Source organism: Caulobacter sp. GW821-FHT09H08 (assembly GCF_059415885.1).
The window spans coordinates 253,503-278,638 of the sequence record NZ_JBWKOC010000002.1 but is presented as its reverse complement, the minus strand read 5'-3'; the positions used below and the strand labels follow the sequence as shown (position 1 = coordinate 278,638).

Genomic DNA, 25,136 nt, shown 5'->3' with positions numbered 1-25,136 from the left:
TCCGAGGTTTCGACGCGGTCCGCAACAAAAAGCCTCCCAGCTTGAGCTGGGAGGCTGCTCTGTCGCAGGACGAAAAGCCCTACATGTTCGGGTAGTTGGGTCCGCCGCCGCCTTCCGGCGTGGTCCAGACGATGTTCTGCGACGGATCCTTGATGTCGCAGGTTTTGCAGTGGACGCAGTTCTGGGCGTTGATCTGGAAACGCGGGTCCTGCCCTTGCTCGTTGTAGAGCACCTCGTAGACGCCCGCCGGGCAATAGAGACGCGCCGGCTCGCCGTACTTGGGCAGGTTGACCAAGATCGGGATCGACGGATCCTTCAGCTTCAGGTGGGCCGGCTGGTCTTCCTCGTGGTTGGTGGCCGACAGGAACACCGAGCTCAGCTTGTCGAAGCTGATCACGCCGTCGGGCTTGGGGTAGACGATCGGCTGATAGTCCTTGGCCAGGCCCGTCGAGGCCGCGTCGGTCTTCTCGTGCTTCATCGTGCCGAAGAACGAGAAACCGCCGAAGAGGTGCGTGCACCACATGTCGAACATGCTGAGCGCACCGCCCAGGGCGGTGCCGAACTTGCCGAGGATCGGCTTGGCGTTGCGGACGACCTTGAGCTCCTTGGCCACCCACGACTTCTCGTAAGACGTCTGGTAGGCGGTCAGCTCATCGCTGGTCCGGCCGGCCTGGACGGCCTCATAGGCGGCCTCGGCGGCCAGCATGCCGGTCTTCACGGCGTTGTGGCTGCCCTTGATGCGGGGAACATTGACGAAGCCGGCCGAGCAACCGATCAGCACGCCGCCCGGGAACGTCAGCTTCGGCACCGACTGGTAGCCGCCCTCGGTGATGGCCCGCGCGCCGTAGGCGATGCGCTTGCCGCCTTCGAGGTAGGGCTTCACGCCAGGATGCTGTTTGAAGCGCTGGAACTCGTCGAAGGGCGAGATCCAGGGGTTCTTGTAGTTCAGGTGCACGACGTAGCCGATGGCCACGTAGTTGTCCCCGAAGTGGTACATGAAGCTGCCGCCGCCAGTGTCGTTGCTGAGTGGCCAGCCCGTGGTGTGCTCGGCCAGGCCGGGCTGGTGCTGCTCGGGCGGAACCTGCCACAGCTCCTTGATGCCGATGCCGTACTTCTGCGGCGACTTGCCGGCCGAGAGGTCGAACTTCTCGATCAGCTGCTTGGCCAGCGAGCCGCGCACGCCCTCGGCGATGAAGACGTACTTGCCGTGCAGCTCCATGCCGGCCTGGAAGTCGGGCTTGTGGTGGCCGTCCTTGCCGATGCCGACGACGCCGACCACGACGCCTTTCACCGAGCCGTCCTCATTCCAGACGAGGTCCGACGCGGCGAAGCCCGGATAGATCTCGACGCCCAGTTCCTCGGCCTTGGTCGCCAGCCAGCGGGTCAGGTTGCCCAGCGAGGCGATGTAGCAGCCGTGGTTGTGCATGAACGGCGGCATGGCGAACATCGGCAGGCTGAGCTCGCCTTGCGGGCCCAGCAGCTTGAAGCGGTCCTTGGTGACCGGCGTCTCCAGCGGCGCGCCTTCCGCCTTCCAGTTCGGGAACAGTTCGGCCAGGCCCTTGGGGTCGATCACAGCGCCCGACAGGATGTGAGCGCCGACTTCCGAGCCCTTTTCCAGCAGCGCGACCGAGATGTCGTTCCCGTGCTTGGCGGCCAGTTGCTTCAGGCGGATCGCCGCCGAGAGGCCCGCGGGACCACCGCCGACGATGACGACGTCGTATTCCATCGACTCGCGTTCAAGGTCTTCGCTCATGGGATCTCCCGATCGGGCTCGGCCGCCCGTCTTATGACTGTTTGAATCACAGCTTATCCGAACGTGACGCGGCGGTGGTCAAGCACCTGATCTTGCTTTTTTGCTGCGCCGCAGCGTGGAGACTGGCGATGATCCGCGCTAAGACCGTCTCATGAGCCTCGCCGTCGATCAACGCGCCGTCGAAAGCCTGCTGGCCTTCTGGGCCGATGCGGGCGTCGACACGTCCTATGCGGACGCGCCGATCGACCGACTCGCCGAGGGCGCGGCGATGCTGCGCGCCCGCAGCCAGCCGCCGCCTCCCCCGCCGCCGGTCGCCCGTCCAGGCCTGGCCCTGGCGCGCGGACCCGATGTCGGTACGGCCGTCGCCACGGCCAAGGCCGCGGCGGCCGCCTGCAACGACCTGGAGAGCCTGGCCGCCGCCATCACCGCCTTCGACGGCTGCCCGCTGAAGACCCAGGGTGCCAAACAGGCCGTGTTCTCGCGTGGCGTCGGCGACGCGCCGCTGATGATCATCGGCGAAGGCCCCGGCGCCGACGAGGACGCTCAAGGCCAGCCGTTCGTCGGGCGCGCCGGCAAGCTTCTGGACCGAATGATCAAGGCCGCCGGCCTGGAAGGCCGCGTCTTCATCACCAACACCGTCTTCTGGCGCCCGCCGGGCAACCGCACGCCGACGCCCCAGGAGCAGGCCGCCTGCGCCCCGTTCGTCGAGCGGGCCATCGCCCTGGTGAAGCCCAAGATGCTGCTGCTGGCCGGCGGAGCCTCGGCCAAGGCCATGCTGAAGCGCGAGGAAGGCATCCTCTCCATGCGCGGCCGCTGGTTCGAATGGACCTCGGACGACAAGGCGATGGAGCTGCCCGCCATGCCCACGCTGCACCCGGCGTTCCTGCTGCGCACCCCCGCGCAGAAGAAGAAGGCCTGGCAGGACCTTCTGACGCTGACCGAGCGACTTGATCGTCCGGACCGTCCGAACTAGAAATCTCGCCGACCAGTCGGAACGGGGGACGCGCGCCTGCGGGGGAGCGCGGATCACTATTGCAGCTTTGGGCTCGCCCTCTGGCCGTTGTTTCGGCCCTTTTCCTGTGCGTGACCGCGATGGTCGCGCACGCCGGCGCCCTTGACCCTCTGTCCCAGGACGACCTTCGCTACTACCGCGCCGCTTTCGCGGCGGTGGATCGCGGTGACTTCGACGCCGCCGAGGCCGCCTTCGCCAATACCCGAGATCGCAGCCTGGCCGGCCGCCTGGCCTTCGCCAAGGTCATGCATCCGACCCGCTATTCGGCCAGTTACGCCGACCTGACGCGCTGGCTTGAGACCTATTCCGAAGAGGCCGGCGCCGATCGCGTCTACGCCCTGGCCGTCAAGCGCAAGCCCAAGCGCGGCGCGGCCCCGCCGATCCCCGAGCTGTTCATGGGCGACGACACCGCCCCGCCGCCCGCCGACAAGGGCCGCGCCGCTCGCGAAGCCTACTATTCCGGCGACGTCCAGAAGGCCCTGAGCCTGGCGATCGCCGGCGGCGAGCGTTGGATCGCCGGCCTCTCGGCCTATCGCCTGGGCGACACCCGCACGGCCCAGTCCTATTTCGAACAGGTCGCCCACGACCAGGGCGAAGACGAGTGGCTGCGGGCCGCCGGCGCCTTCTGGGCCGCCCGGGTCGCCAGCCAGGCCGGCCAGGAACGCCAAGCCCAGGCCATGCTGACCGAGGCCGCCCACGCGCCGCACACCTTCTATGGCATGATCGCCGCCCGCCAGCTGGCCATGGCTGGCGTGACCATCACCGAGGAAGGCTACGACCCGATCGGCAGCCTGCTGACCCGCGCCAGCTATGCCGGCCCGGACACCGCCTCGCTGGACGGGCTGATGAAGACCGATCCGCGCGCCCGTCGCGCCGCCGCCCTCGCCCAGGTCGGCCGCTGGCGCGAGGCGGGCCTGGAGCTCCGCGCCGGTCTCTCCCTGGCCGAAACGCCGGAACTTCGCGACGACTGGACCGCCCTGGCTCTGGCGCTCAACGCCAACGCCCCGTTGAACGCCGGCCGCCCGGTGCGCCGGGTCGGCGGCCAGGACTATCCCCTGCCCCCACTGGATCCGGTCGGCGGCTTCACCATCGACAAGGCCATGGTCTACGCCCTGGTGCGCCAGGAGAGCCGCTTCGATCCGATGGCCGTCTCGGGCGCCGGCGCCGTCGGCCTGATGCAGGTGCGTCCGTCCTCCGCCGCCGACGTTGTGGGCGACGACAAGCTGCTGGCCGACAAGTCGCCGCTGTTCGACCCGGCCTACAACCTGCGCGCCGGCCAGGACTACTTCACCTGGTTGATGGACCGGGGCGTGAAGAGCCCCGACCTCCTGCGCGCCGTCGCCGCCTACAACGGCGGTCCGGCGACGCTGAACAAGACGGCAGCCCAGCTGGGCGCCGACTGCGACACCCTGCTGCTGATCGAGAGCCTGCCGTTCAAGGAAACCCGCAACTACGTCGAGAAGGTGATGGCCAGCTACTGGACCTATCGCCGGCTGATGGGCGCGGAGAACAAGACCCTGGACGCCGTGGCCAGCGGCGCGCGCACCGTCGATTTCCGCCTGGATCCTCAGGTCGTGCAGCCGACCTCGATCGACCAGCTGATGACCCAGCTGTCACAGCCGGAATAGCGCTTCAGTATTTGAGGACCTTGGCCTTCAGCGCCTTCGCCACGGCCTTTTCGTCACCACCGCCCGCCGGCCAGTCCAGCCGGCGCACAAACACACCGTGCAGGCGCGGCGAGAGCCTGCTCAGCAGGCCGCCCGGCGCCGTCAGTATAGCCGGAGCCCCCGCCCCGCCCGCGAGATGACGCTCAAGCGGCTCGCGCCAGCCCTCGCGCAGCACCGGTTCGGATCGCAGCGTCAGGATCCAGTCGCCCCTGGCGACAGCCGCGCCCGCCGAGAACCGCGCCCCGGCCCCGCCCGAGGCCTCCACCAACCGCGCGCCGCTGTCCTCGGCCAAGGCCTCCAGGCCGGGTTCGCCGTCACCGACCAGGACCACCTCCTTGACCAGACCGTCCACGGCGGCGGGCACCAGCATGGCCATCTGGGCGGCCAGACCCGGGAGGTCTTCGGAGGCGATGAGGACGACGGAAATCATGGCTTTGCTTCGCGAGTGAGCGGGTCCCGGTCAAGGACGAAAGCTCGTCCCTCAGCCAAACAAGTCCATCTGCGCGCTGGCCTTCCTCGGCGGTGTGAACTGGCTGGCGTCCAGCGGTGTCCAGGGCTGGTCGAGCCCGAACTTCTTGACCGCCAGGTGGAAGCGCTGGCGCAGCACCTCGGCCACGGGTCCGTCGCCGAGCATGCGCTCGCCCCAGCTGGAGTTGTTCACCTCGCCCCTTCGGATCTGCCGCACCAGCGACATCACCTTGCGAGCCCGGTCCGGGTGGTCGGTCTGCAGCCATTCCTCGAACAGCTGGGCGATCTCGCGCGGCAACCGTAGCGCCACGTAACCCGCTCCCCGCGCACCGGCCTTGGCCGAGGCCTCAAGCACCGCCTCGACCTCGTGATCGTTCAGGCCAGGAATGGCCGGCGCGAACATCACCGTCACCGGCACGCCGGCCTCGGTCAGCCGCCGCACCGCCTCGATCCGTTTGCCGGGCGTCGCCGCGCGCGGCTCCATGCTGCGGGCCAGACGGCGGTCCAGCGTCGTGATCGAGATCGCCACCCGCGTCAGCTTCCGCTCCGCCAGCCGGGCATAGATGTCCAGATCGCGCAGGATCAGCGCCGACTTGGTGATGATCGTGAAGGGGTGGCTGCACCGCTCCAGCACCTCGATCACTTGCCGCGTCACGCGCAGCTGCTTCTCGTCGGGCTGATAGGGATCGGTGTCGCCGCCGATGTGGATCGTCGCCGGCTTGTAGCTGGCCTTGGCCAGTTCCTTCTCCAAGAGCTCGCCTGCGTGCGGCTTGAAGAAGATCTTGCTCTCGAAATCCAGCCCTGGGGACAGGCCGAGATACGCGTGAGCCGGCCGGGCGTAGCAGTAAATGCAGCCATGGCTGCACCCCCGATACGGGTTGATCGAGCGATCGAAACCGACATCCGGGCTCTGGTTGCGGGCGATGATCGTCCGCGACTTCATCGGCTGCAGTTCGGTCTTCAGCTGCCTGGGCTCTTCCTCGTCGCCCCAGCCGTCGTCGAACGCCTCGCGCTCCAGGGCCTCGAAGCGCCCGGTTCGATTGGATTTCGCGCCGCGCCCCCTGGGAGCCGGCTTCAATTTCGCAGCCTCGACCATGGCCGCACTATGCGCGCCCAATGAGAACATAACAAGAACTTCATCGTTACACTCAAGCTGCGCCAATCCGTCGCACAGGCGACGCGCCTCAGGTCAACACTTGGAAACCCCGATCACGCATCCTGTCAGCCCGCGTTGCAAAGGTTTGCAGCGCCAACGGAATGCGTTGAATGTCGGAAAACGAACGCCTCGCCGCGCTCGGCTCCTATCGTGTGCTGGACACCGCCCCCGAGCCTGTATTCGACGACATCACGCGTCTGGCCGCCCAACTGTTCGACACCCCGATGGCCGTGGTGTCGCTGATCGACCGCGAGCGGCAGTGGTTCAAGTCGAAGTACGGCCTGGACGGCTGCTCGACCCCGCGCGACCAGGCCTTCTGCGACCACGCGATCCGGCTGCCGGCCGGCGAGATCATGGTCGTGGAGAACGCCACCCTCGATCCCCGCTTCGCCGACAATCCGCTGGTCGTCGGCGATCCCAAGGTCCGGTTCTACGCCGGCGCGGTGCTGACCAACGCCGAGGGCTATAACCTCGGCACGCTCTGCGTGATCGACGACAAGCCGCGCCCGGCCATCACAGACGCCCAGAAGGCCCAGCTCCGGGTCCTGGCGACCGCCGTGATCGCCCAACTGGAAAAGGCCCGCGCCGAACGCCGACTGCAGGAGGAAAGCCGCCTTCTGGAGATGACGGAGGCGATCTCGGGCGTCGGCCACTGGCGCGCCAACCTACAGACTGGCCACATCCACTGGTCGGACGAGGTCTACAAGATCTACGGCCTGACGCCGGAAGCCTTCACGCCGACCTCGGACAACTGGCTCGATCTCTATCATCCCGAAGACCGCGAGGCGGCCCGCGACGCTTTCGCCCGCACGGTCAGGGGCGAACGGCTGGTCGAGCACGAGGTGCGCCTGCTGCGCGCCGACGGTCAGGTCCGCCAGGGCCAGGGCCGGGCGACCTGCGAGTACGACGACAACGGCAAGGTCGTGGCTGTCTTCGGCGTGCTTGAGGATATCACCGCCCGCAACCGCGCTATCGAAGCGCTGCGCCGGAGCGAGGACCAGTTGCGGGCCAGCGAGGCGCGCGCCCAGAAGGTGGTGGCGAACGCCTACCAGGCCATCGTCACGATCGACGAGGCCGGCCAGGTCACGGGCTGGAACCGCTTCGCCGAGAAGACCTTCGGCTGGACGGCCGAAGAGACCCTGGGCAAGCGCCTCAGTGACTTCATCATTCCCGAGGAGCATCGCGCCGCGCACAACAAGGGCATGGCGCGCTTCCTGCGCACCGGGCAAAGCGCGGTCATCGATCAGCGCATTGAGGTTCCGGCCCAGCGCAAGTCCGGCGAGACCTTCCCGATCGAACTGGCCATCAGCGGCGCCGAAGGTCCCGACGGCTGGAGCTTCACCGCCCTGATGCACGATATCTCCGAGCGCAAGGCGCAGCTGGAGATCTTCGAGACCTCGTTCGACCACGCCGCCGTCGGCATGGCCCTGGTCAGCCTCGACGGGGTCTTCAACAAGCTTAACGACGCCTATTGCGACATCCTCGGCTACACGCACGAAGAGATGGCGACGATCAATTTCCGCACCATCACCCATGTCGACGACCTGGAGAAGGATCTCAATCTCTTGGGTCAGTTGCTGGCCGACGAGATCCCCAGCTACGCGATGGACAAGCGCTACATCCACAAGGATGGCCATCTTGTCTGGGTGACCCTGTCGGTCTCGCTGGCGCGCGCGCCGGACGGAACCCCATTGCACTTCATCGCCCAGGTTCAGGACCAGACCGCACGTGTCGAGGCCCAGGACGCCCTGGAGCGCCAGACCCTCAGCCTCGCGGCCATGGCCGAACAGCTGGCCTCGGCCAAGGACACCGCCGAGGACGCCGCCCGCGCCAAGTCCGAGTTCCTGGCCACCATGAGCCATGAGCTGCGCACGCCGCTGAACAGCATCATCGGCTTCTCGCATCTCCTGACCGAGAGCCGCGACCTGTCGCCGGCGGATCGCCGCTACGCCGATCGGGTGCGTTCGGCCGGCCAGGGCCTCAACATCCTGATCGACGACATCCTCGACTATTCCAAGCTCGACGCCGGCGCCGTGACGCTGGAGGTCAAGCCGTTCAGCCTGGACGACCTGGTCGCCGACACCCTGGCCATGCTCGAGCCCCAGGCCGCCAATCACGGCGTGACGCTGCGCCGTTCGGGCCGCACCGCCGGCTGGGTCGAGGGCGACGCCTTCCGCCTGCGCCAGGTGCTGCTGAACCTGCTGTCCAACGCCGTGAAGTTCACCAAGGACGCCTCGGTCACCGTCGACATCGCCCCGCTGACCGCGCCAGCCGGCCGTCGCCGCCTGCGCGTGTCGGTGATCGACGAGGGTGTCGGCATCGCACCCGACGCGCTGGGCCGCCTCTTCAACCGTTTCGCCCAGGCCGACGACTCCATCAGCCGCAAGTTCGGCGGCACGGGTCTTGGCCTGGCGATCTCGCGCGAACTGGTCGAGCTGATGGGCGGCATGATCGGGGTCCAGAGCAAGTTGGACGAAGGGTCGACCTTCTGGTTCGAGATCGACCTGCCCATCGCCGCGCCAGTCGTCGCCGTGACGGCCGCCAGCACGCTGCGCCGCTTCGAGGGTCGTCGCGTGCTGCTGGTCGACGACACCGAGCTGAACCGCGAACTCTTCAAGGCGCTGCTGGAGCGTCGTGGCTGCGTCGTCGACCTCGCCTCCGACGGCGCGGAAGCCGTCGTGGCCCTGGAGCGCGCCACCTACGACCTCGTCCTGATGGACGTGCACATGCCGGTGATGGACGGCCGCGCCGCCACCCGGGAAATCCGCCGCCGCGCCCTGTCCGACGCGCCGATCCTGGCCCTGACGGCCGGAGGCTCGCCCGACCAGATCGCCGCGTGCAAGGCCGCCGGCATGACCGGCCATCTGCTCAAGCCGCTCACCGAGCAGGAGCTGGAGCAGGCCCTGGCGGACCACCTGCTGGACCGGGCGACGATCGCGCCCGTGGCGGCCAATGACGAGGTCGAGGACGAGCGGCAGGCCCGCGACGCCCTGGAGACCCTGATGGGCGCCGAGGCCAGCCTGAAGATGGCCCGCCTGCTGCGGGAACAGCTGAACCGCGCGCTGCGCGACCCCGCCGCCCGCAGCCTGCTGGACGAAGCCCACGCCGTGGCCGGTTCGGCGGGCTTGCTGGGCTTCCATCGCTTGACCGGCGCCGCACGCACTCTCGAGGACTGCTGCCGCGCCGGCGAGCCGTCCAAGACCGCGTTCGCCGCCGCGCGCGCTGCCGCCGACGCGGCCGAGCGGGCGCTGGCAAGCTGGATCGCGCGTCTGGAGCAGAAGGTGGCGCGCGAGGCGGCGGCCTGATGGGGCACAGAATCCTCGTCGTCGACGATGACGCGATGATCCGCCAGTTCGTGGATCTCGTCCTGACCCAGCACGGCTACAAGGTCTCGACGGCCGCCGGCTCGGAGAGCGCCATGCAGTTGCTGGGTCGCGAGACCTTCAACCTGGTCCTGCTCGACATCCGCATGCCCGGCATGACCGGTCTCGACATCCTGCGCGTGATGAAGACGCGGCAGAACAAACCGAAGATCCTGATGATGACCGGCGAGCGCGATCCCGGCACGATCATGAAGGCGATCGAGCAAGGCGCCGCCGGCTATCTGGTCAAGCCGTTCCAGCCCCAGGACCTGCTCAAGCGCGTGGACGCCATCGTCCGGCCCGCGGCCCCACGCAAGCCGCCCGAAGCCCCGTCGGATCAGCTGCTGCTGGACTGAGGTTCAGCGGCGCGCTGAACCCCACGCGATCCAGGCATACCCTTGGTCAAGCTTGCTTTTCAGCCTCGGCCTTCATGTTGGCCAGGCCGGCTTCGAAGTCCTTGCCGATCATCTGGTCCATGTTGAAGAAGATCCCCATCAGCTTGGCGATGTAGGGATTCTTGCCTTCCATCGACCAGACGACCTTGGTCGCCGCGCCCTGCGGCTCGAAGGTGAAGCGGCCCAGGTTGTCGGCCTTGAACGGCTTGACGAAATGCAGGCCGAACACGACCTCGCGGCCCGGCGTGACCTTCTCGATCTCCATGCCGCCCGACCCGACCTTGCCGTTGCCGATCCAGGAATAGGTCGCGCCGACGCCGCTCTCGGCCCCGCCGAAGGTGCGCTGCATGCCGGGGTCCATCTTCTCCCAGGGCGACCAGGCGCCCCACTGACGGAAGTCGGCGACCATGGCGAACAGCGTCTCCGGCGGCGCATCGATCACCGCCGTGCGCGTAACCACGAAGCGGCTCGGCCGCGTGGCCGCGAAGGCCAGCAGCGCCACGATCGCCACGGCGATGACGATCAGAATGGTATTCAACATGAGCCCTCTCCCTTGTGATTGTCCGGATTGCTCCGCGGCCTCGTCCAAGGACGGGCGACGGGTCCGGCATCCGACGCTAGGTCGACGATTTTTCCGCCTCGGCGGACACACGGTCCAGGTACTGGCGGATATTGGCGGCCTCGGCAGCGGTGTTGGCCAGCGAAATCGCGCGGTCGAACGCCTGGCGCGCCTCGGCCTTGCACCCTGCCTGCAGCAGGAAAGCGCCCCGCGCGCCGTGGAACTGGAAATAGCCGTCCAGCCGCGCGCCCAGCGGTTCGATCATCGCCAGCGCCGCCTCCGGCCCCCGCACCTTGGCGGTGGCCACCGCGCGGTTCAGGGTGATCACCGGCGAGGGCTGCATGATCTCGAGGGTCGCGTAGAGCGCGTCGATCCCCGCCCAGTCGGTGTCCTCGGGCGTTGTGGCTCGGGCATGCAGCGCGGCGATCGCCGACTGCACCTGGTACGGTCCTGGGCTGCGCTTCAGCATCGCCTTGTCGATCAGGGCCAGCCCCTCCCCGATCATCTTGCGATTCCAGAGGGTTCGGTCCTGATCCTCGAGCAGGATCGCCGCGCCCTCGGCATCGAAGCGCGCGTCCGAACGGGCGTGCTGGAGCAACAGCAGCGCGGTCAGCCCCATCATCTCCGGCTCGGCCGGGAACAGGCGCAGCAGCAGGCGCGCGAGGCGGATGGCCTCGTCGCACAGGCCGCCCTTGGCCTCGAGCGCCTTGCCGCTGGCCGAATAGCCCTCGTTGAAGACGAGATAGATCATCGCCGCCACCGCCGCGAAGCGCTCGGCCCGCTCGACCGGCCCCGGCGCCTCGAACGGCGCGTCGCCCGCCCCGATACGGGCCTTGGCGCGGGTGATCCGCTGCTCCATCGCCGCCTCGCCGACCACGAAGGCGCGAGCGATCTCGCGGACGGAAAGGCCCGAGACGATGCGCAGGGCCAGGGCGATCTGCTGGGTGGCCGGCAGGTCCGGATGGCAGCAGATGAACAGCAGCCGCAGGACGTCGTCGCGATAGTGCGAACCGTCCAGGCGCTCGGCGGCCTCGGCCTCGGCGTCTTCCAGGTCGGACAGTAGTTCCTCGGGCGGCAGGACGGTGTTTCGGCTGGTCTTGCGGACGGCGTCGATGGCGGCGTTGCGGCCGACCATGATCAGCCAGGCGGTCGCGTCGCGCGGCGGCCCGTTCTTGGGCCAGCTCTTCAGGGCGCGGAGGCAGGCGTCCTGAAAGGCCTCCTCGGCCGCGTCCATGTCACGGAAGTATCGCAACAGGGCCGCCATCGCCTGAGGCCGCGCGGCGCCGATCGCGCCCTCTATCCAGCCGAACTCGTTCACGCCGTAGCGGTCCCCGGGTCGAACATCATGATCGGACGGATCTCGTAGGAGCCGCCGGGATTGGCCTTGCCGAGCTCCCGCGCCACGTCGAGCGCGCCATCCAGCGAGTCACAGTCGACGATGTAGAAGCCCAGTAGCTGCTCCTTGGTCTCGGCGAAGGGGCCGTCCAGCACCAGCGGCGGCTCCCGGTCCTTGCGCAGGGTCGTGGCGGCCGTGGTCGGCATCAGGCGCGCGACGGGACCCAGGCGGCCTTCGCGGGTCAGCCGCTCCTGGATCGCGCCGAGCTTGCCCATGACATCGTCCTCCTGCTCCTTCGACCAGGCGCAGACGACGTCTTCTTGATTGTAGCAAAGTAGGGCGTAGAGCATGGGCGATCCTCGTCTCCGTGTCTCAAGGACGGCGGACTATGCCCACTTCCGACAAGGCTCCGAGATTTTTTTGAGGATCAGCGCGCGAGCGCTTGCAGCCGGCGTCGGACGGGCTCGTCATAGAGCTTCAGCACGGCCCAGGCGCCCAGCACGATCACCGGGATCGCCACCACCGCGAAGGTCAGCGGATAGCCCTTGCCTCCGATCGCCCGGAAGCCCCGCAGCATCAGCTCCCAGCCCAGCCAGTGCAGGGCGTAGAGCGGATACGAGATCGCGCCCGAGACACGGCAGAGGACGCCCTGGAAGCCGTCGGGGTCACGCCGCCCGGCCAGCACCATCAGCGGGAACACCAGGCTCACGCAGGCGAAGTCGTAGATCCAGTTCAGCGGCGTCCACGGCGCGCTCATCACCACCGCCAGGACGATCGCCAACGCCCAGGCAGGGACCGTCACGGCGGTGAACGACTGGATGCGATAGCAGCCCCAGCCCAGCAGGAAGGCGAAGATCGTGCGCAGGCCGCTGATCACGAACGTCGCGCGATCCCAGCCGGTCAGCACCCCGCCCATGCCGTGGGCGATATAGGCCATGACGGGGATCAGCAGCACGATCATCAGCACGTGGCCCATGACGCCCAGCCGTCGTAACGGGAACCACAGAGCCCCTACCGCCAGCTCGAAGAACAGCGACCAGGCTGGCGGATTCAAAGGGAAAATCGGCGCGAAGCCTGGCTCCTCCGCCCACAGGCGGGGGACCATCAGCAGGCCCAGTCCCAGCCATTCCGGCACGCGCTCGCGGTGCTGGATGATCACCGTCGCGCCCGCCAGCATGGTGAGCGCGATCAGCGGCCACAGACGGATCAGCCGCTGGCGCATGAAGCCCAGCCAGCCGATCTCGCGCCGGCCATAGGCATGGGCCAGGACGAAGCCCGACAGGCAGAAGAAGAAGTCGACGGCCAGATAGCCGTGCGGGACCAGCCAGGACCGGCCGGTCCAACCGCCGATGTGGTAGAGCATGACCCCCACGGCCGCGACGCCGCGCAGGCCGTCCAGCGCCTCGAACCGTCGTCCCGCCTCGTAAGCCGTCAAGCCGCTTCCCCACGCCCCGTCCTTGCTTAGCCGACAGGCTTCTCCAGCAGCAAGGCCTTGGTCAGGAAGGCGCGGTCCTCACCGATCACTCGCAAACCCGCCGCCCCGAACAGCGCCGCCAGGTCGGTCTCGGCGTAGCTGCCGTAATAGGGCTCATGGAAATAGACCGGGAAGGCCTCCAGCAGCCGCGCTAGGTCCGGCGTGTCGGTCGGCTGGACAGAGTCGACGAACACCAGCACCCCGCCGGGCTTCAGCACTCGCGCCAGGCTGGCCGCCACGACCGGTCGCACGCCCGGCGGCAGTTCGTGGAAGAGATAGACGCAACTCACCGCGTCCAAAGAGGAATCCGCGAAGGGCAAGGCTTCGGCATTGGCCTTCACGCCGCCCGCTCCGGCCCGTCTCCGCGCCTTCGCCAGATAGGTCTCGGACAGGTCCAGGCCCGCGAGCGCGGCGCGGGGGAACGCGGCCTTCAGGTCCTTGAGGAAGGCCCCCGAACCACATGCGACATCGACGATCCTGGCGTCGCGATGATCGCGCCCACGCCAATGCCGGGCCAGCAGCGACAGCCCTCGCCGCCGCATCGCCCCAGCCGTCCCCGAGAACAGCGCCTCTACCTGGGCGTCGTAGCGCCGGGCGCTCTCCTCGGTGAACCAGCCGCCCGACTGGTAGTGGAAGTTCTGGCGATAGTAGTTTGGATAAGCTTGGCTATCGACCTCGTCGCGCACCTCGACGCCATCGCCTCGGCGACGGCGCTGATCGACCTCGAAGGCGTCGGCGATGAAATCGGCGGCCTCGCGCAGGGCGGCCGAAGGGCGAGCAAAGCCATCCTCGACGGCTGGATAAAGCCCCTCCGCGACGTCGCGGGCGTCCTTCTCGAAGGCCTCCAGATAGGCTCGGCGGACGCTCGTGCGAGCGGTCGGCGAGGTGCTCGGCGTAAAGCGCCGCCGCTGCTCGCCCTCGGTCGGCCGGGTCAGCGAGCGCGCGAGGCTTCCCGTCGCCGCCCACCAGGCCGCTTTTACGGTGGCCTTGGCGCGCTGGCCTAGGGCGTCACCCGCGAAGGCCGCCCTGCTCCGCCGCCTATCGCTCCTGGGCTCGTCCATTCCGTCGTCACCGCGTGAAGACCCCGACGAGTTCAATATGGGGCGACCAGACGAACTGGTCCACCGGCAGCACCTTCTCCAGCCGGAAGCCGGCGTCGACCAGGACCCGGGCGTCCTTGGCGAAGGTGCCCGGATTGCACGAGACGCTGACGACCTTGGCGACCTTGGACTTGGCGATCTCGACCGTCTGCTCGGCGGCCCCGGCGCGCGGCGGGTCGATGACCACCACGTCGATCTTGGCCAGCTCGGTGGTCAGCACCGGGCGCTTGACGAGGTCACGGGCCTCGGCGGTGATCGGCTTGAGCCCCGGCGTCGCGCCCAGCGCGGCCTTCAGGGCCGTGATCGCCGGCGCGCTCATCTCGGCCGCATAGACCGCTCCGACCTCGGCCAGGCGGAAGGTGAAGGTGCCCACGCCGCTATAGAGATCGGCGATGCGCGCCACGCCCTGCGCCTGCGCAACCGCGAACTCGACCATGGCGCGCTCGGCGGCCGGCACGGCCTGCAGGAAGCTGCCCGGCGGCAGCGCGACCACGGCCGGCCCCAGCTTCACCAGCGGCTGGCGCGCGCCGTAGACGGTCTCGCCGGCCATGGTGACCCGCGCGAAGTCGCCCTCGCTCGCCGCCATCGCCGCGCGCATGCGGGCGTCGGCCGACAGGCCTCCGCTCTTGCGCTCGACACCGGTGACGTCGATGTCCAGGCCTGTGGCCGTCAAGGTGACGTGCAGCGTCGGCGCGGACTTCGGATGCTCCAGGAACGGCTCGGCCAGGCGCGCCAGCGCCGGCAGGGCCGCGACGATGCGCGGGTCGGTGACCGGGCACTCCTCGATCGGCACGAGGTTCCACGAGCGCCGCTCCTTGAAGCCGAGCTTGGCGCCCCCCTTCACCTTGCGGGCGTGCAGCGCCACGCGGCGGCGCGAGGCCGCCGGGGCGGCGAAGGTCGGCAGGATCTCTGTCTCCAGACCCTCCATCGACAGCTGGACGCGGATCTGCTCGGCCTTCCAGGCGCGGTAGGGCTCGGCCGCCCAGTGTTGCAGGGCGCAGCCGCCGCAGGCGCCGTAGTGCTTGCACACCGGCGCGATCCGATCGGCGCTGGCCTTGAGGATTTCGGCGACCTCGCCGCGCGCGCCGTCCATGTTGGCCAGCACGGTTTCGCCCGGCAGGGTCAGTGGCACGAAGGCCGACTTGCCGCCCTCGGTGCGGGCCAGACCGTCGCCCTGGGCGCCGACGCCGTTGATCATCAGTTCTTGCATTGGCCGTCCATACCCCAAAAATGGGGCTTGAGCGCGAACACGGAACGTTTTTCTGTCCGTGTGAACGAAGCTGAATACCTCGGTCAGGCGCTGTTCATGTTGGCTGCGCCATTAGCTTAGGCAACGGATGGGCACGGACGGTCGGCGCGACGCGACGACGGTCCTCAAAAAAGACAAGCTTCTCTCATGACCTACACCGCCTCCAAGAGCAGGACCTCCCCGATGAAGACCGTTCTGGCCGTGACCGCCGCCCTCGTCTGCGGCGTGCTGACGCCGACCCTGGCCTCGGCTCAGGCCTACAACACGCAAAGCGGCGCCTATGACCGCCAGGGTTACTACTACGACCCCTGCCAGCGCTCGACGACGCAGCGCGGCACGGGCGGCGGTCTGGCCGGCGCCGCCATCGGCGCGGGCATCGGCGGCGGCGTCGCCGCGCGCGGCGCCAAGACCGAAGGCGCTGTCCTGGGCGGCCTGCTGGGCGCGGTGATCGGTTCGAACATCGGCAAGAACTCGGCGGCCTGCCGTCAGGGTCAAGCCCTGCCGCCTCCCCCGCCGTCGGCCTATAACGGTTCGTACGACGATCCGTCCTACCGCTCGGCCCCGCCCTCGGGCGGCTACGAGGACGCCCGCCGCGACGCCGAGCGCGACAGCTACTACGAGCGCTCCTACGAACGCCGCGAGGGCTATCGCGTCGACAACCGCGTCGGTCAGGCCGACGTCAACGGCTGCACCCTGGCTGAAAGCCCGATCAACATGCCAGACGGCCGCGTCCAGAAGCGCTTCGTGCGCGTCTGCCCTGACGCCAACGGCAAGTATCAGGTCGTCGACTAAGTCCGACGCCAAGTTTCTTGTGTGGAAGATGATCGGCCGTCCGCCTCGCGGGCGGCCGATTTCCGTTAGGCCTTCGTGGCCCAGACCAGGCGCTCGACCTGACCGTCACCGCCGGTGATGGGGCTTTCGGTCAAGCCTTTCACCACCCATCCCGCGCCCTCAAGGAATTCGACGACCTCGCGCTCGACGCGGGCGATGACCTCGGGGTCCTTCACCAGGCCGCCCTTGCCCACGAACTCGCGGCCGGCCTCGAACTGCGGCTTGATCAGAGCGATCAGGTCCGCCCCCGGCGCCGCCAGGCCCAAAGCCGCCGGCAAGGCCTTCGTCAAGGCGATGAAGCTGACGTCGCTGACCACCAGGGTCGGCGCGGTCGAGATCACCGCCTCGTCCAACGCCCGGGCGTCGACGCCGGACAGGTCGGTCACGCGCGGGTCGCCCCTCAGCTTGGCGTGCAGCTGGTCGCGCCCCACATCGACAGCGAACACCCGCTCGGCCCCGCGCGACAGCATCACCTCGGTGAACCCGCCGGTGGACGCCCCGACGTCCAGCGCGACGCGTCCCTCCACGACGACCGGCCACAGGTCCAGCGCATGGACCAGTTTCAACGCACCGCGTCCGACCCAAGGATGGGCGGCCTCGGCGATGATCTCGGCGTCGGCCTCGACCGCTTCCGACGGCTTGGAGATCACCTTGCCCGCGACCGTGACGAGGCCAGCCTCGACGGCCGAGCGCGCCTTGGCGCGGCTGTCGACGACGCCGCGCTCGACGAGCAACTGATCGATACGCTTCCTGGCCACGCGGCCTCCTCGAAACCTGGGACAGCCCTCTAGCACGGGCTTGCGGTCAAGGTCTCTTCGGGTTCAACTTAACAGTGATCACCGGCGCGTGAGACGTCGGTCTTGTGGGGAGCAGACACAATGCGTTTCAGCCGCCGCGGCCTGATGGCCGCCTCCGCCGCGATCGCGGCCGCGCCTTCGGCCTTCGCCAAGCCCAAGACGGCCGCCGCGCCGCCGCCCTGGACGCCGGACGCGACCGAGATCGCCGGCCGCCTGCGCCGCAAGGAGGTCAGCGCCGTCGAGGTCGTCGAGGAAGCCATCCGCCGAGCCGAGGCCCTGCAGCCCCAGGTCCAGGCCCTGGTCGATTCCGACTTCGATCGCGCGCTCGCCAAGGCCAAGGCCGGCCAGCTCTCCGGCCCGTTCGCCGGCGTGCCGTTCCTGGTCAAGGACCTGGACGCCTACAAGGGCGTACCCACCCGCTACGGCACCCGCGCCTCGCTGCGCGCCCAGCCCGAGACCGAGCAGACGCCCTATATCGACTCGTTCGACGCCGCCGGCTTCGTGACGATCGGCAAGTCGTCGACGCCGGAATACGGCTTCCTGCCGACAACCGAGCCGATGGGCTTCCTGCCCACCCGCAATCCCTGGAACACCAAGCACTCATCGGGCGGCTCGTCCGGCGGGGCTGCGGCCGCCGTGGCCTCGGGCATCGTGCCCATCGCCCACGCCAGCGACGGCGGCGGCTCGATCCGCATCCCCTCGTCCAACTGCGGCCTGTTCGGCCTGAAGCCCTCGCGCGGGCGGCTGATCCAGAACCGGCCCAGCGCGCGGGGCATCGACCTGTCGGTCTCGCACTGCGTGGCCCACAGCGTCCGCGACTCGGCCGCCCTGTTCGCCGCGACCGAGCGCAACGACGGCAGCGCGCCGTTCAAGCCGATCGGCGTGGTCGCCGCCCCGCTGAAGAAGAAGCTGAAGATCGGCCTGGTGATGAACACCGGCACGGGCGTGGCGCCGCATCCGGAAGTCCAGGCGGCGGTCAACAACGCCGTGACGCTGCTCAAGGACCTGGGCCACAAGGTCGAGCCGACCGCCTGGCCGATGGACGGCGCCCAGTTCGGCGCCGACTTCACCGCGCTCTGGGCCAGCGGCGCGGCCGAGCTGGTCGCCGGCATCGGCAAGGCCATCGGCCGCAAGCCGGACGCCAGCATCCTGGAGCCGTTCAGCCTGGGCATGGCCGAACTGGTCGGCAAACTGCCGCCCGGCGCCCTGGCCGCCGCCCTGCAACGGCTGAACGCCAACATCGCCACCTATGACGCCTGGCTGACCAAGTACGACGTCATCGTCTCGCCCGTCCTAGGCAGCCCGCCGGTCGAGCTGGGCTTCGTGGCGGGTTGGGTGCCGTTCGAGGAACTGCAGGCCCGCCTGCTGACCTATGTCGGCTACACCCCGCTGATGAACGTGGCCGGCTCCCCAGCGATGAGCGTGCCGCTGCACTGGACCGCCGATGGTCTGCCGGTTGGTGTACAGTTCGCCGGCCGCGCGGGCGGCGAGGCCCAGTTGTTCGGCCTGGCCTACCAGCTTGAGGAAGCCGCCCCTTGGGCGCACCGGAAGCCGCCGGTCAGCGCATGACTCTCCCTGCCTTCCTAGGCCTTGTGCCTAGGACCCAGGGGCGGGCTTGATACAGACGCAAAAGGAGCGCTCCGCAGATTGTGGAGCGCTCCTTTCAATTTTCGAGTAGCGGAACCATGGGTCCTAGGCACGAGGCCTAGGAAGGCAGGTTGGGATGAGCCCAAACCCTTCCGCCTAACCCTCGACAAATACCTTCTTGAGCTCGTTCTTCATGATCTTGCCATTGGCGTTGCGCGGCAAGGTCTCGTGCCAGAAGACGATCTTCACCGGCACCTTGAAGGCCGCCAGGCGATCGGCGACGAAGGCGCGCAGTTCGGCCTCGGTGGCTTCGGCGCCCGGCTTCAGGGTCACCACGGCCGCCGGCTCCTCGCCCAGGGTCTTGTGCTCGATGCCGACCAGGGCCGCGTCCATCACCGCCGGGTGGTCGTAGAGGCAGTTCTCGACCTCGATGCAGTAGATGTTCTCGCCGCCGCGGATCAGCATGTCCTTGGCGCGGTCGATGATGAAGCAGAAGCCCTCGGCGTCGAGGCGAGCCAGGTCGCCGGTGCGCACCCAGCCATCGACGAAGGTGTCGGCGCTGGCCTCGGGCTTGTTCCAGTAGCCGCGCACGACCTGCGGCCCTTTGCACCACAGCTCGCCGACGTCTCCGATCGGCAGCTCGCGATAGGGCTGCTCGACGGTCATGATCTTCAGGTCCGTCACCGGCACGGCGGGGCCGCAGCTGTCCGGACGGTTCTCGTAGTCCTCGGCCGAGTTGCTAGTGGCCGTGGCCGAGGTCTCGGTCATGCCCCAGCCGTTGCCGGGCGAGGCCTTGGGCCAGATTTCCTTGATCTTGCGCACCAGTTCCGGCGCCGACGGCGCGCCGCCGTAGGCGACGTTCTCGATCGACGACAGGTCGTAGTTCTCGCGGCTGGGATGCTCGATGATCTGCCAGGCGATGGTCGGCACGCCGCCCATCTGGGTCAGGCGCTCGTCCTGGATCAGCTGCATCGCCTTTTCCGGGTCCCACTTGCGCATCATGGCCAGCTTGGCGCCGCCGAACAGCGAGGGGTTCAGCACCGCGAAACAGCCCGTGGCGTGGAAGAACGGCACCGAAATCAGCGAGCCCTTCTGCGGCAGGCTGGGATCGGGCTGGGGCGGCGCCTCGCCGCGACGCAGGAACGACCGTGCGGAGGCGGCGGCGGCGGCGAAGATGTTGCTGTTGACGTTGCGATGAGTGCCGATGGCCCCCTTCGGCTTCCCCGTGGTGCCCGAGGTATAGAAGATCGTGGCGTCGTCGTCCGCGGCGATGGCGACAGCCGGCAGCGGCTTCTCGTCCAGCTTGATCCAATCGTTCGGACAGCCGATCACGTTCTCCAGCCGGCGCACGTAGGGATGCGCGATCTCCTCCTTGGCGCGGCTGACATAGACGCGCTGCAGATCGGGACAGCGGTCGAAGTGCTCGGTCATGCGCTCGAAACGCTCGACGTCGACGATGGCGACCTTCGCCCCGGAATCGGCGAGGCCGTACTCCAGCTCCGCGCCGGTCCACCAGGCGTTCAGGGGCGTGACGATCGCGCCCAGCGACAGCGCGCCATAGAAGGCCACCGGCCATTCGGGAAGGTTGCGCATGACGATCGCGACGCGGTCGCCCTTCTGGACGCCGAACGCTTCCAGTTCGGCCGCCATGTGGGTCACGGCGCGGTAGAAGGCCTCGAAGCTGACCCGCTCGTCCTCATGCACCAGGAAGATCTTCTCGCCATGGGCGCGGCCGACCAGCAGGGTGTCGCGCAGGGACGGCGGGGCGTTTTTCCAGGTCCGCGTCTTCACGCCCCGGATCTCGACCTCTTCCATCTCGCCAGGCGTGCCGGGCTGGGTGATCAGGGCATAGGCCTGCTGGACGGACATCGCCGGCCACGGCGCGGTCTTCGGAGCAGCCTCGGGGGCGGCGGCCTGGGTCATGCTTACTCTCCCGGTTTGGTGTCGCGCCTTGTTTGAGCGAGCGCGTTCGACGACCAAAAAGCACAGCCGAAAGGCGGATGCAAACGTCCGTTTGATCCAAAGAGAACATTGATAAGTTAGCAGATTGAATTGGCGGATAACCCAACGTCACGGGAAGCTGTCGCCACCGCCACTTTTCCGCGTTTTGCGCCTTGCACGGACGCCCCGAAACCTCACATCCCCTGCCAAGGCGTGGGATCGCCGGTTCGAGGGAAGAGTCCTGATGCGCGTCCTGATCACCAGTCTGCTGGCCGTCGCCAGCCTGTCCGTGGCGGTTCCCGAGGCCCTTGCCGCGCCTCAGCGCCCGGTGATCGCCGCCGCGCCGGACAGCGCCCTCGCCATCCGGATCGACAAGGTGCTGGACGCCGCCATCGCCGAGCAGCGGCTGGTCGGCGTGGTCGTGCTGGTCGCCCGCGACGGCAAGCTCGTCTACCACCGCGCTGCCGGCCTCGCCGATCGCGAAGCCGCAAGGCCGATGACCGAAGACGCCGTCTTCCGCTTCTCGTCGGTGACCAAGCCGTTCGTCAGCGCCGCCCTGATGCGACTGGTCGAGCAGGGCAAGATCAAGCTGGACGATCCCGTCACCGCCTACCTGCCGGTCTTCAAGCCGAAGCTGGTCGACGGGACGACGCCGGTCATCACGATCCGCCAGTTGCTGAGCCACACCGCTGGTCTGACCTACGGCCTCGCCGAAGGGCCCTCACACCCGTACCACGCGCTCAAGGTCTCGGACGGCATCGACCTCTCCGGCGTCAGCCTGGACGAGAACGTCCGCCGCATCGGTCAGGCGCCGCTGGCGTTCCAGCCAGGATCGCAGTGGCGCTATTCGGTCGCCATCGACGTCCTGGGCGACGTGATCGAGAAGGCCGCCGGCAAGCCCCTGCCCGAGGTCGTGGCCGAGACCGTGACCTTGCCCCTCGGCCTCAACGACACCGGCTTCCTGGCCAAGACCCCTGCCCGCCTGGCCACGCCCTACGCCAACGCCCAACCCGCGCCGGTGAGGATCGCCGACAACCAGGATGTCCCGCTATGGGTAGGCTCGGTCCACTTCGCCCCCAGCCGCGCGACCAGGCCGGACGAGTTTCCGTCGGGCGGCGCCGGCATGGTCGGCACGGCCGGCGACGTGCTCGCGTTCCTGGAGACCATCCGCAAGGGCGGCGCGCCGATCCTGAACGTCGCCACGGTCGCCGAGATGACCAAGGACCAAGTCGGTCAGCAAGCGGCCACGCAAGGACCCGGCTGGGGCTTCGGCTATGGCTGGGCGGTGCTGGACGATCCGGCGGTCGCCAAGACCCCGCAGGCAGCCGGTACGCTGGCCTGGGGCGGCGTCTACGGCCACAACTGGTTCGTCGACAGGAAGAGCGGCCTCACGGTCGTCCTGATGTCCAACACGGCCTTCGAGGGCATGAACGGCCCGGTGACCCAGCAGCTGCGCGACGCGGTCTACGGCTCTCACTGATTGCCTTCCCAGGCCTTGTGCCTGGGACCCAGCGTTCAGCTACTCAGATCGGAAAAAGGGGCGCGCCCACGACGAACGCGCCCCTTCTGCATTTCAGATGCCTAGCCGAAGCCTGGGCCCTCGCCACAAGGGCGAGGAAGGCAGGGTTAGGTTAGCCCACCGACTCCAGTCGGCTCAGCGCCGCCTCGAGCTTGGCCTTCGCCGCTTCGGCGTCGGCGAGGCGTTCGCGGTTTTCCTCGATGACCTCCTCCTTGGCGCGGGCCAGGAAGTCGGGATTGCCGAGCTTCTTGTTGACCTTCTCGATCTCGCCGGCGTGACCGGCGATTTCCTTGGTCAGGCGGGCCTTCTCAGCGGTCAGGTCGATGAAGTCGGCGATGGCCAGGGCGCCGGTCGCCTCGCCCATCACGATGGGCACCGAACCCGCCGGCGAGGCCTCGGCCTCACGGACGCTGTCCAGGCGGGCCAGGGTCAGCAGCAGGTCGCGGTGACGGGCCAGGCGAGCCTTGGTCTCCGCGCCGGCGCCGACGACGCTGAGCGCCGGCTTGGCCGACGGCGGCACGTTCATCTCGGCGCGGATCGAGCGGATTTCGCCGACCGTCTCGACCAGCCAGCCGATCTCGGCCTCGGCTTCGGCGTCGATCCAGCTTTCCGGCAGCTGCGGCCACTGCGCCGAGATCAGCATGCTGTCGCGGGCCGGGCCGAACTCGGCGGTCTTCTCCCACAGCTCCTCGGTGATGAACGGCATCACCGGGTGCAGCAGCTTCAGGATCACGTCCAGCGCCCAGGCGGCGGTGGCGCGGGTCTCGGCCTTGGCGGCGGCGTCATCGCCGTTCAGGATCGGCTTGGCCAGCTCCAGGTACCAGTCGCAGAACACGTTCCAGACGAAGCGATAGAGAGCGTTGGCCGCTTCATCGAACGCCGGGCCTTCCAGGGCCTTGGTGACCTCGGCGACGGTCTTGACCGTTTCGCCGCGGATCCACTTGTTGATCGGTTGCGCAACGCTTGCGGGATCGAAGCCCTCAACGCGGACGCACTCGTTCATCTGGGCGAAGCGCGAGGCGTTCCACAGCTTGGTGCCGAAGTTGCGATAACCTTCGATGCGCTGCTTCGACAGCTTGATGTCGCGCGCCTGGCCCGACATCGCCGTCATGGTGAAGCGCACCGCGTCGCAGCCCAGCTCGTCGATCAGGATCAGCGGATCCATCACGTTGCCCTTGGACTTGCTCATCTTGGCGCCCTTCTCGTCACGGACGAGGGCGTTGATGAACACCTGCTTGAACGGGACTTCGCCCATGAAGTGGATGCCCATCATCATCATCCGGGCCACCCAGAAGAAGATGATGTCGAAGCCCGTCACCAGGGTGCTGGTCGGGTAGAACTTGGCCAGATCGGCGGTCTTTTCCGGCCAGCCCAGGGTCGAGAACGGCCACAGGGCCGAGCTGAACCAAGTGTCCAGAACGTCCTCGTCCTGGGTCAGGACGACGTCAGCGCCGAACTGGGCCTTGGCGGCGGCATAGGCCGCCTCCGCGGTCTCCTCGACGAAGATCGAGCCGTCCGGACCGAACCACGCCGGGATGCGATGCCCCCACCAGAGCTGGCGCGAGACGCACCACGGCTCGATGTTGCGCAGCCATTCGAAGTAGGTCTTCTCCCAGTGCTTGGGCTCGAAGACGGTGTCGCCGCCCTCGACGGCCTTCAGGGCCGGCTGGGCCAGGGTCTTGGCGTCGACGTACCACTGGTCCGTCAGGAACGGCTCGATGACCACGCCCGAACGATCGCCGTGCGGGACCATATGCTTGGTCTTCTCGATCTCCTTCAGCCAGCCCTCTTCCTCGGCGCGGGCGACGATGGCCTTGCGCGCGACGAAACGGTCCAGACCGACATAGTCAGCCGGAACGCTGTCGTTCAGCTTGGCTTCCGGCGTCAGGATGTTGATCGCTTCCAGGCCCGCGCGCTTGCCGACGCCGAAGTCGTTGAAGTCGTGGGCCGGGGTGATCTTCACCGCGCCCGAGCCCTTGGTCGGGTCGGCGTAGTCGTCGGCGACGATCGGGATGCGGCGGCCGACGATCGGCAAGGTCACGAACTTGCCAACCAGGCCCTTGTAGCGCTCGTCGTCGGGGTGAACCGCGACGCCGGTGTCGCCGAGCATGGTCTCCGGTCGCGTCGTCGCGACAACGATGTAGTCGCGGGTCTCGAACTCGACAGCCTTGCCGTCGTTATCGAAGGCGATCGGGTGCTGGTAGGTGACGCCGTCGGCCAGCGGATAGGCGAAGTGCCAATAGGCGCCGTCGACTTCCTTCTGCTCGACCTCGAGGTCGGAGATGGCGGTCTGGAACTGCGGGTCCCAGTTGACCAGGCGCTTGTCGCGATAGAGCAGGTTCTGCTTGTAGAGCTGGACGAACACCTTGCGGACGGCGGCCGAGAGGCCTTCGTCCAGGGTGAAGCGCTCACGCGACCAGTCGCACGACGCGCCCAGGCGACGCAGTTGGTTGGTGATGGCCCCGCCGCTCTCGGCCTTCCATTCCCAGACCTTGTCGACGAAAGCCTCGCGGCCCATGTCGCGACGGCCGATATTGCCGGCGGCGGCCAGCTGGCGCTCGACGACCATCTGGGTGGCGATGCCCGCGTGGTCGGTGCCCGGCAGCCACAGGGCGGCCTTGCCGCGCATGCGGTGGAAGCGCGTCAGCACGTCCTGCAGCGTGTTGTTCAGCGCGTGGCCGATGTGCAGCGAACCCGTGACGTTCGGCGGCGGGATCACGATGACGAACGACTCTGCGTTCGGATCCTCGCTGGGCTTGAAGGCCCCGGAGGCCTCCCAGGCGGCGTACAGGCGGGGTTCGACGGATTTGGGATCGAAGGTTTTTTCGAGCATGGCGGTGCGGATATGCCATCTGCGGCCCCGGCGCGAAACCGGCGGGCCTTGGTTTTCTGACGGTTGGAAACGAAAAAAGGCGGCCGCCGGAGCGACC

General features: G+C 68.2%; 19 protein-coding genes. 7 read left to right on the top strand and 12 right to left on the bottom strand.

Annotation, left to right across the window (positions count from 1 at the left end; translation table 11 throughout):
• Positions 1 to 79: 79 nt before the first annotated feature.
• Positions 80 to 1,753, bottom strand: a complete 1,674-nt coding sequence (locus AC07NN_RS06535; RefSeq protein ID WP_494638720.1) for an electron transfer flavoprotein-ubiquinone oxidoreductase — start codon at positions 1,751 to 1,753, stop codon at positions 80 to 82.
• 151 nt (positions 1,754 to 1,904) lie between these two features.
• Here AC07NN_RS06535 and AC07NN_RS06530 point away from each other — a divergent pair, with 151 nt between their 5' ends.
• Together AC07NN_RS06530 and AC07NN_RS06525 are read left to right on the top strand one after the other, a co-directional pair.
• Entirely contained in the window at positions 1,905 to 2,726 is an 822-nt protein-coding gene (locus AC07NN_RS06530) for a uracil-DNA glycosylase (RefSeq protein ID WP_494638715.1), read from the top strand.
• 119 nt (positions 2,727 to 2,845) lie between these two features.
• Positions 2,846 to 4,393: a lytic transglycosylase domain-containing protein gene (locus AC07NN_RS06525; protein WP_494638711.1), complete on the top strand. Its 1,548-nt coding sequence runs from the start codon at positions 2,846 to 2,848 to the stop codon at positions 4,391 to 4,393.
• Positions 4,394 to 4,397: 4 nt separating this feature from the next.
• Here AC07NN_RS06525 and AC07NN_RS06520 read toward each other — a convergent pair whose 3' ends face one another.
• A complete protein-coding gene (locus AC07NN_RS06520) occupies positions 4,398 to 4,862 on the bottom strand; it encodes a glycosyltransferase family protein (protein ID WP_494638707.1) in 465 nt (154 codons plus the stop codon).
• 51 nt (positions 4,863 to 4,913) lie between these two features.
• Entirely contained in the window at positions 4,914 to 5,996 is a 1,083-nt protein-coding gene (locus AC07NN_RS06515) for a PA0069 family radical SAM protein (protein WP_494640032.1), read from the bottom strand.
• 170 nt (positions 5,997 to 6,166) lie between these two features.
• Between AC07NN_RS06515 and AC07NN_RS06510 the strand changes: the two genes are divergently transcribed.
• Entirely contained in the window at positions 6,167 to 9,361 is a 3,195-nt protein-coding gene (locus AC07NN_RS06510) for a PAS domain S-box protein (RefSeq protein ID WP_494638703.1), read from the top strand.
• Positions 9,361 to 9,774 carry a response regulator gene (locus AC07NN_RS06505; protein ID WP_494638699.1) on the top strand — a complete coding sequence of 138 codons (414 nt, stop codon included), beginning with the start codon at positions 9,361 to 9,363 and terminating at the stop codon, positions 9,772 to 9,774. Before AC07NN_RS06510 ends, AC07NN_RS06505 begins: the two co-directional genes overlap by 1 nt.
• A gap of 46 nt (positions 9,775 to 9,820) precedes the next feature.
• On the opposite strand, the gene AC07NN_RS06500 is transcribed toward AC07NN_RS06505, so the two are convergent.
• From AC07NN_RS06500 to AC07NN_RS06475, 6 genes are all read right to left on the bottom strand, one after another.
• On the bottom strand, positions 9,821 to 10,354 hold the full coding sequence (locus tag AC07NN_RS06500) for an SRPBCC family protein (RefSeq protein ID WP_494638695.1): 534 nt from the start codon (positions 10,352 to 10,354) through the stop codon (positions 9,821 to 9,823).
• A gap of 76 nt (positions 10,355 to 10,430) precedes the next feature.
• Positions 10,431 to 11,636 carry an RNA polymerase sigma factor gene (locus AC07NN_RS06495; protein WP_494640029.1) on the bottom strand — a complete coding sequence of 402 codons (1,206 nt, stop codon included), beginning with the start codon at positions 11,634 to 11,636 and terminating at the stop codon, positions 10,431 to 10,433.
• A gap of 50 nt (positions 11,637 to 11,686) precedes the next feature.
• A complete protein-coding gene (locus AC07NN_RS06490; RefSeq protein ID WP_494638691.1) occupies positions 11,687 to 12,058 on the bottom strand; it encodes a YciI family protein in 372 nt (123 codons plus the stop codon).
• 77 nt (positions 12,059 to 12,135) lie between these two features.
• Entirely contained in the window at positions 12,136 to 13,143 is a 1,008-nt protein-coding gene (locus AC07NN_RS06485; RefSeq protein ID WP_494638689.1) for an acyltransferase family protein, read from the bottom strand.
• 26 nt (positions 13,144 to 13,169) lie between these two features.
• Entirely contained in the window at positions 13,170 to 14,243 is a 1,074-nt protein-coding gene (locus AC07NN_RS06480; RefSeq protein ID WP_494638684.1) for a class I SAM-dependent methyltransferase, read from the bottom strand.
• A gap of 7 nt (positions 14,244 to 14,250) precedes the next feature.
• Positions 14,251 to 15,492, bottom strand: coding sequence for a class I SAM-dependent RNA methyltransferase (locus AC07NN_RS06475; protein WP_494638680.1), 1,242 nt, complete (start codon positions 15,490 to 15,492; stop codon positions 14,251 to 14,253).
• Between the two features lie 186 nt (positions 15,493 to 15,678).
• Here AC07NN_RS06475 and AC07NN_RS06470 point away from each other — a divergent pair, with 186 nt between their 5' ends.
• Positions 15,679 to 16,323, top strand: a complete 645-nt coding sequence (locus AC07NN_RS06470) for a hypothetical protein (RefSeq protein ID WP_494638676.1) — start codon at positions 15,679 to 15,681, stop codon at positions 16,321 to 16,323.
• Positions 16,324 to 16,388: 65 nt separating this feature from the next.
• On the opposite strand, the gene AC07NN_RS06465 is transcribed toward AC07NN_RS06470, so the two are convergent.
• On the bottom strand, positions 16,389 to 17,120 hold the full coding sequence (locus AC07NN_RS06465; protein ID WP_494638673.1) for a TlyA family RNA methyltransferase: 732 nt from the start codon (positions 17,118 to 17,120) through the stop codon (positions 16,389 to 16,391).
• 120 nt (positions 17,121 to 17,240) lie between these two features.
• Here AC07NN_RS06465 and AC07NN_RS06460 point away from each other — a divergent pair, with 120 nt between their 5' ends.
• On the top strand, positions 17,241 to 18,728 hold the full coding sequence (locus tag AC07NN_RS06460) for an amidase (protein WP_494638670.1): 1,488 nt from the start codon (positions 17,241 to 17,243) through the stop codon (positions 18,726 to 18,728).
• Between the two features lie 174 nt (positions 18,729 to 18,902).
• Here the strand turns inward: AC07NN_RS06460 and AC07NN_RS06455 are convergent, their stop codons facing one another.
• Entirely contained in the window at positions 18,903 to 20,669 is a 1,767-nt protein-coding gene (locus AC07NN_RS06455) for a class I adenylate-forming enzyme family protein (RefSeq protein WP_494638668.1), read from the bottom strand.
• A gap of 262 nt (positions 20,670 to 20,931) precedes the next feature.
• Between AC07NN_RS06455 and AC07NN_RS06450 the strand changes: the two genes are divergently transcribed.
• Complete coding sequence (locus AC07NN_RS06450) at positions 20,932 to 22,167, top strand: serine hydrolase domain-containing protein (protein ID WP_494638666.1); 1,236 nt, start codon at positions 20,932 to 20,934, stop codon at positions 22,165 to 22,167.
• Positions 22,168 to 22,318: 151 nt separating this feature from the next.
• Here the strand turns inward: AC07NN_RS06450 and AC07NN_RS06445 are convergent, their stop codons facing one another.
• Positions 22,319 to 25,039: a valine--tRNA ligase gene (locus tag AC07NN_RS06445; protein ID WP_494638664.1), complete on the bottom strand. Its 2,721-nt coding sequence runs from the start codon at positions 25,037 to 25,039 to the stop codon at positions 22,319 to 22,321.
• Positions 25,040 to 25,136: the final 97 nt, after the last annotated feature.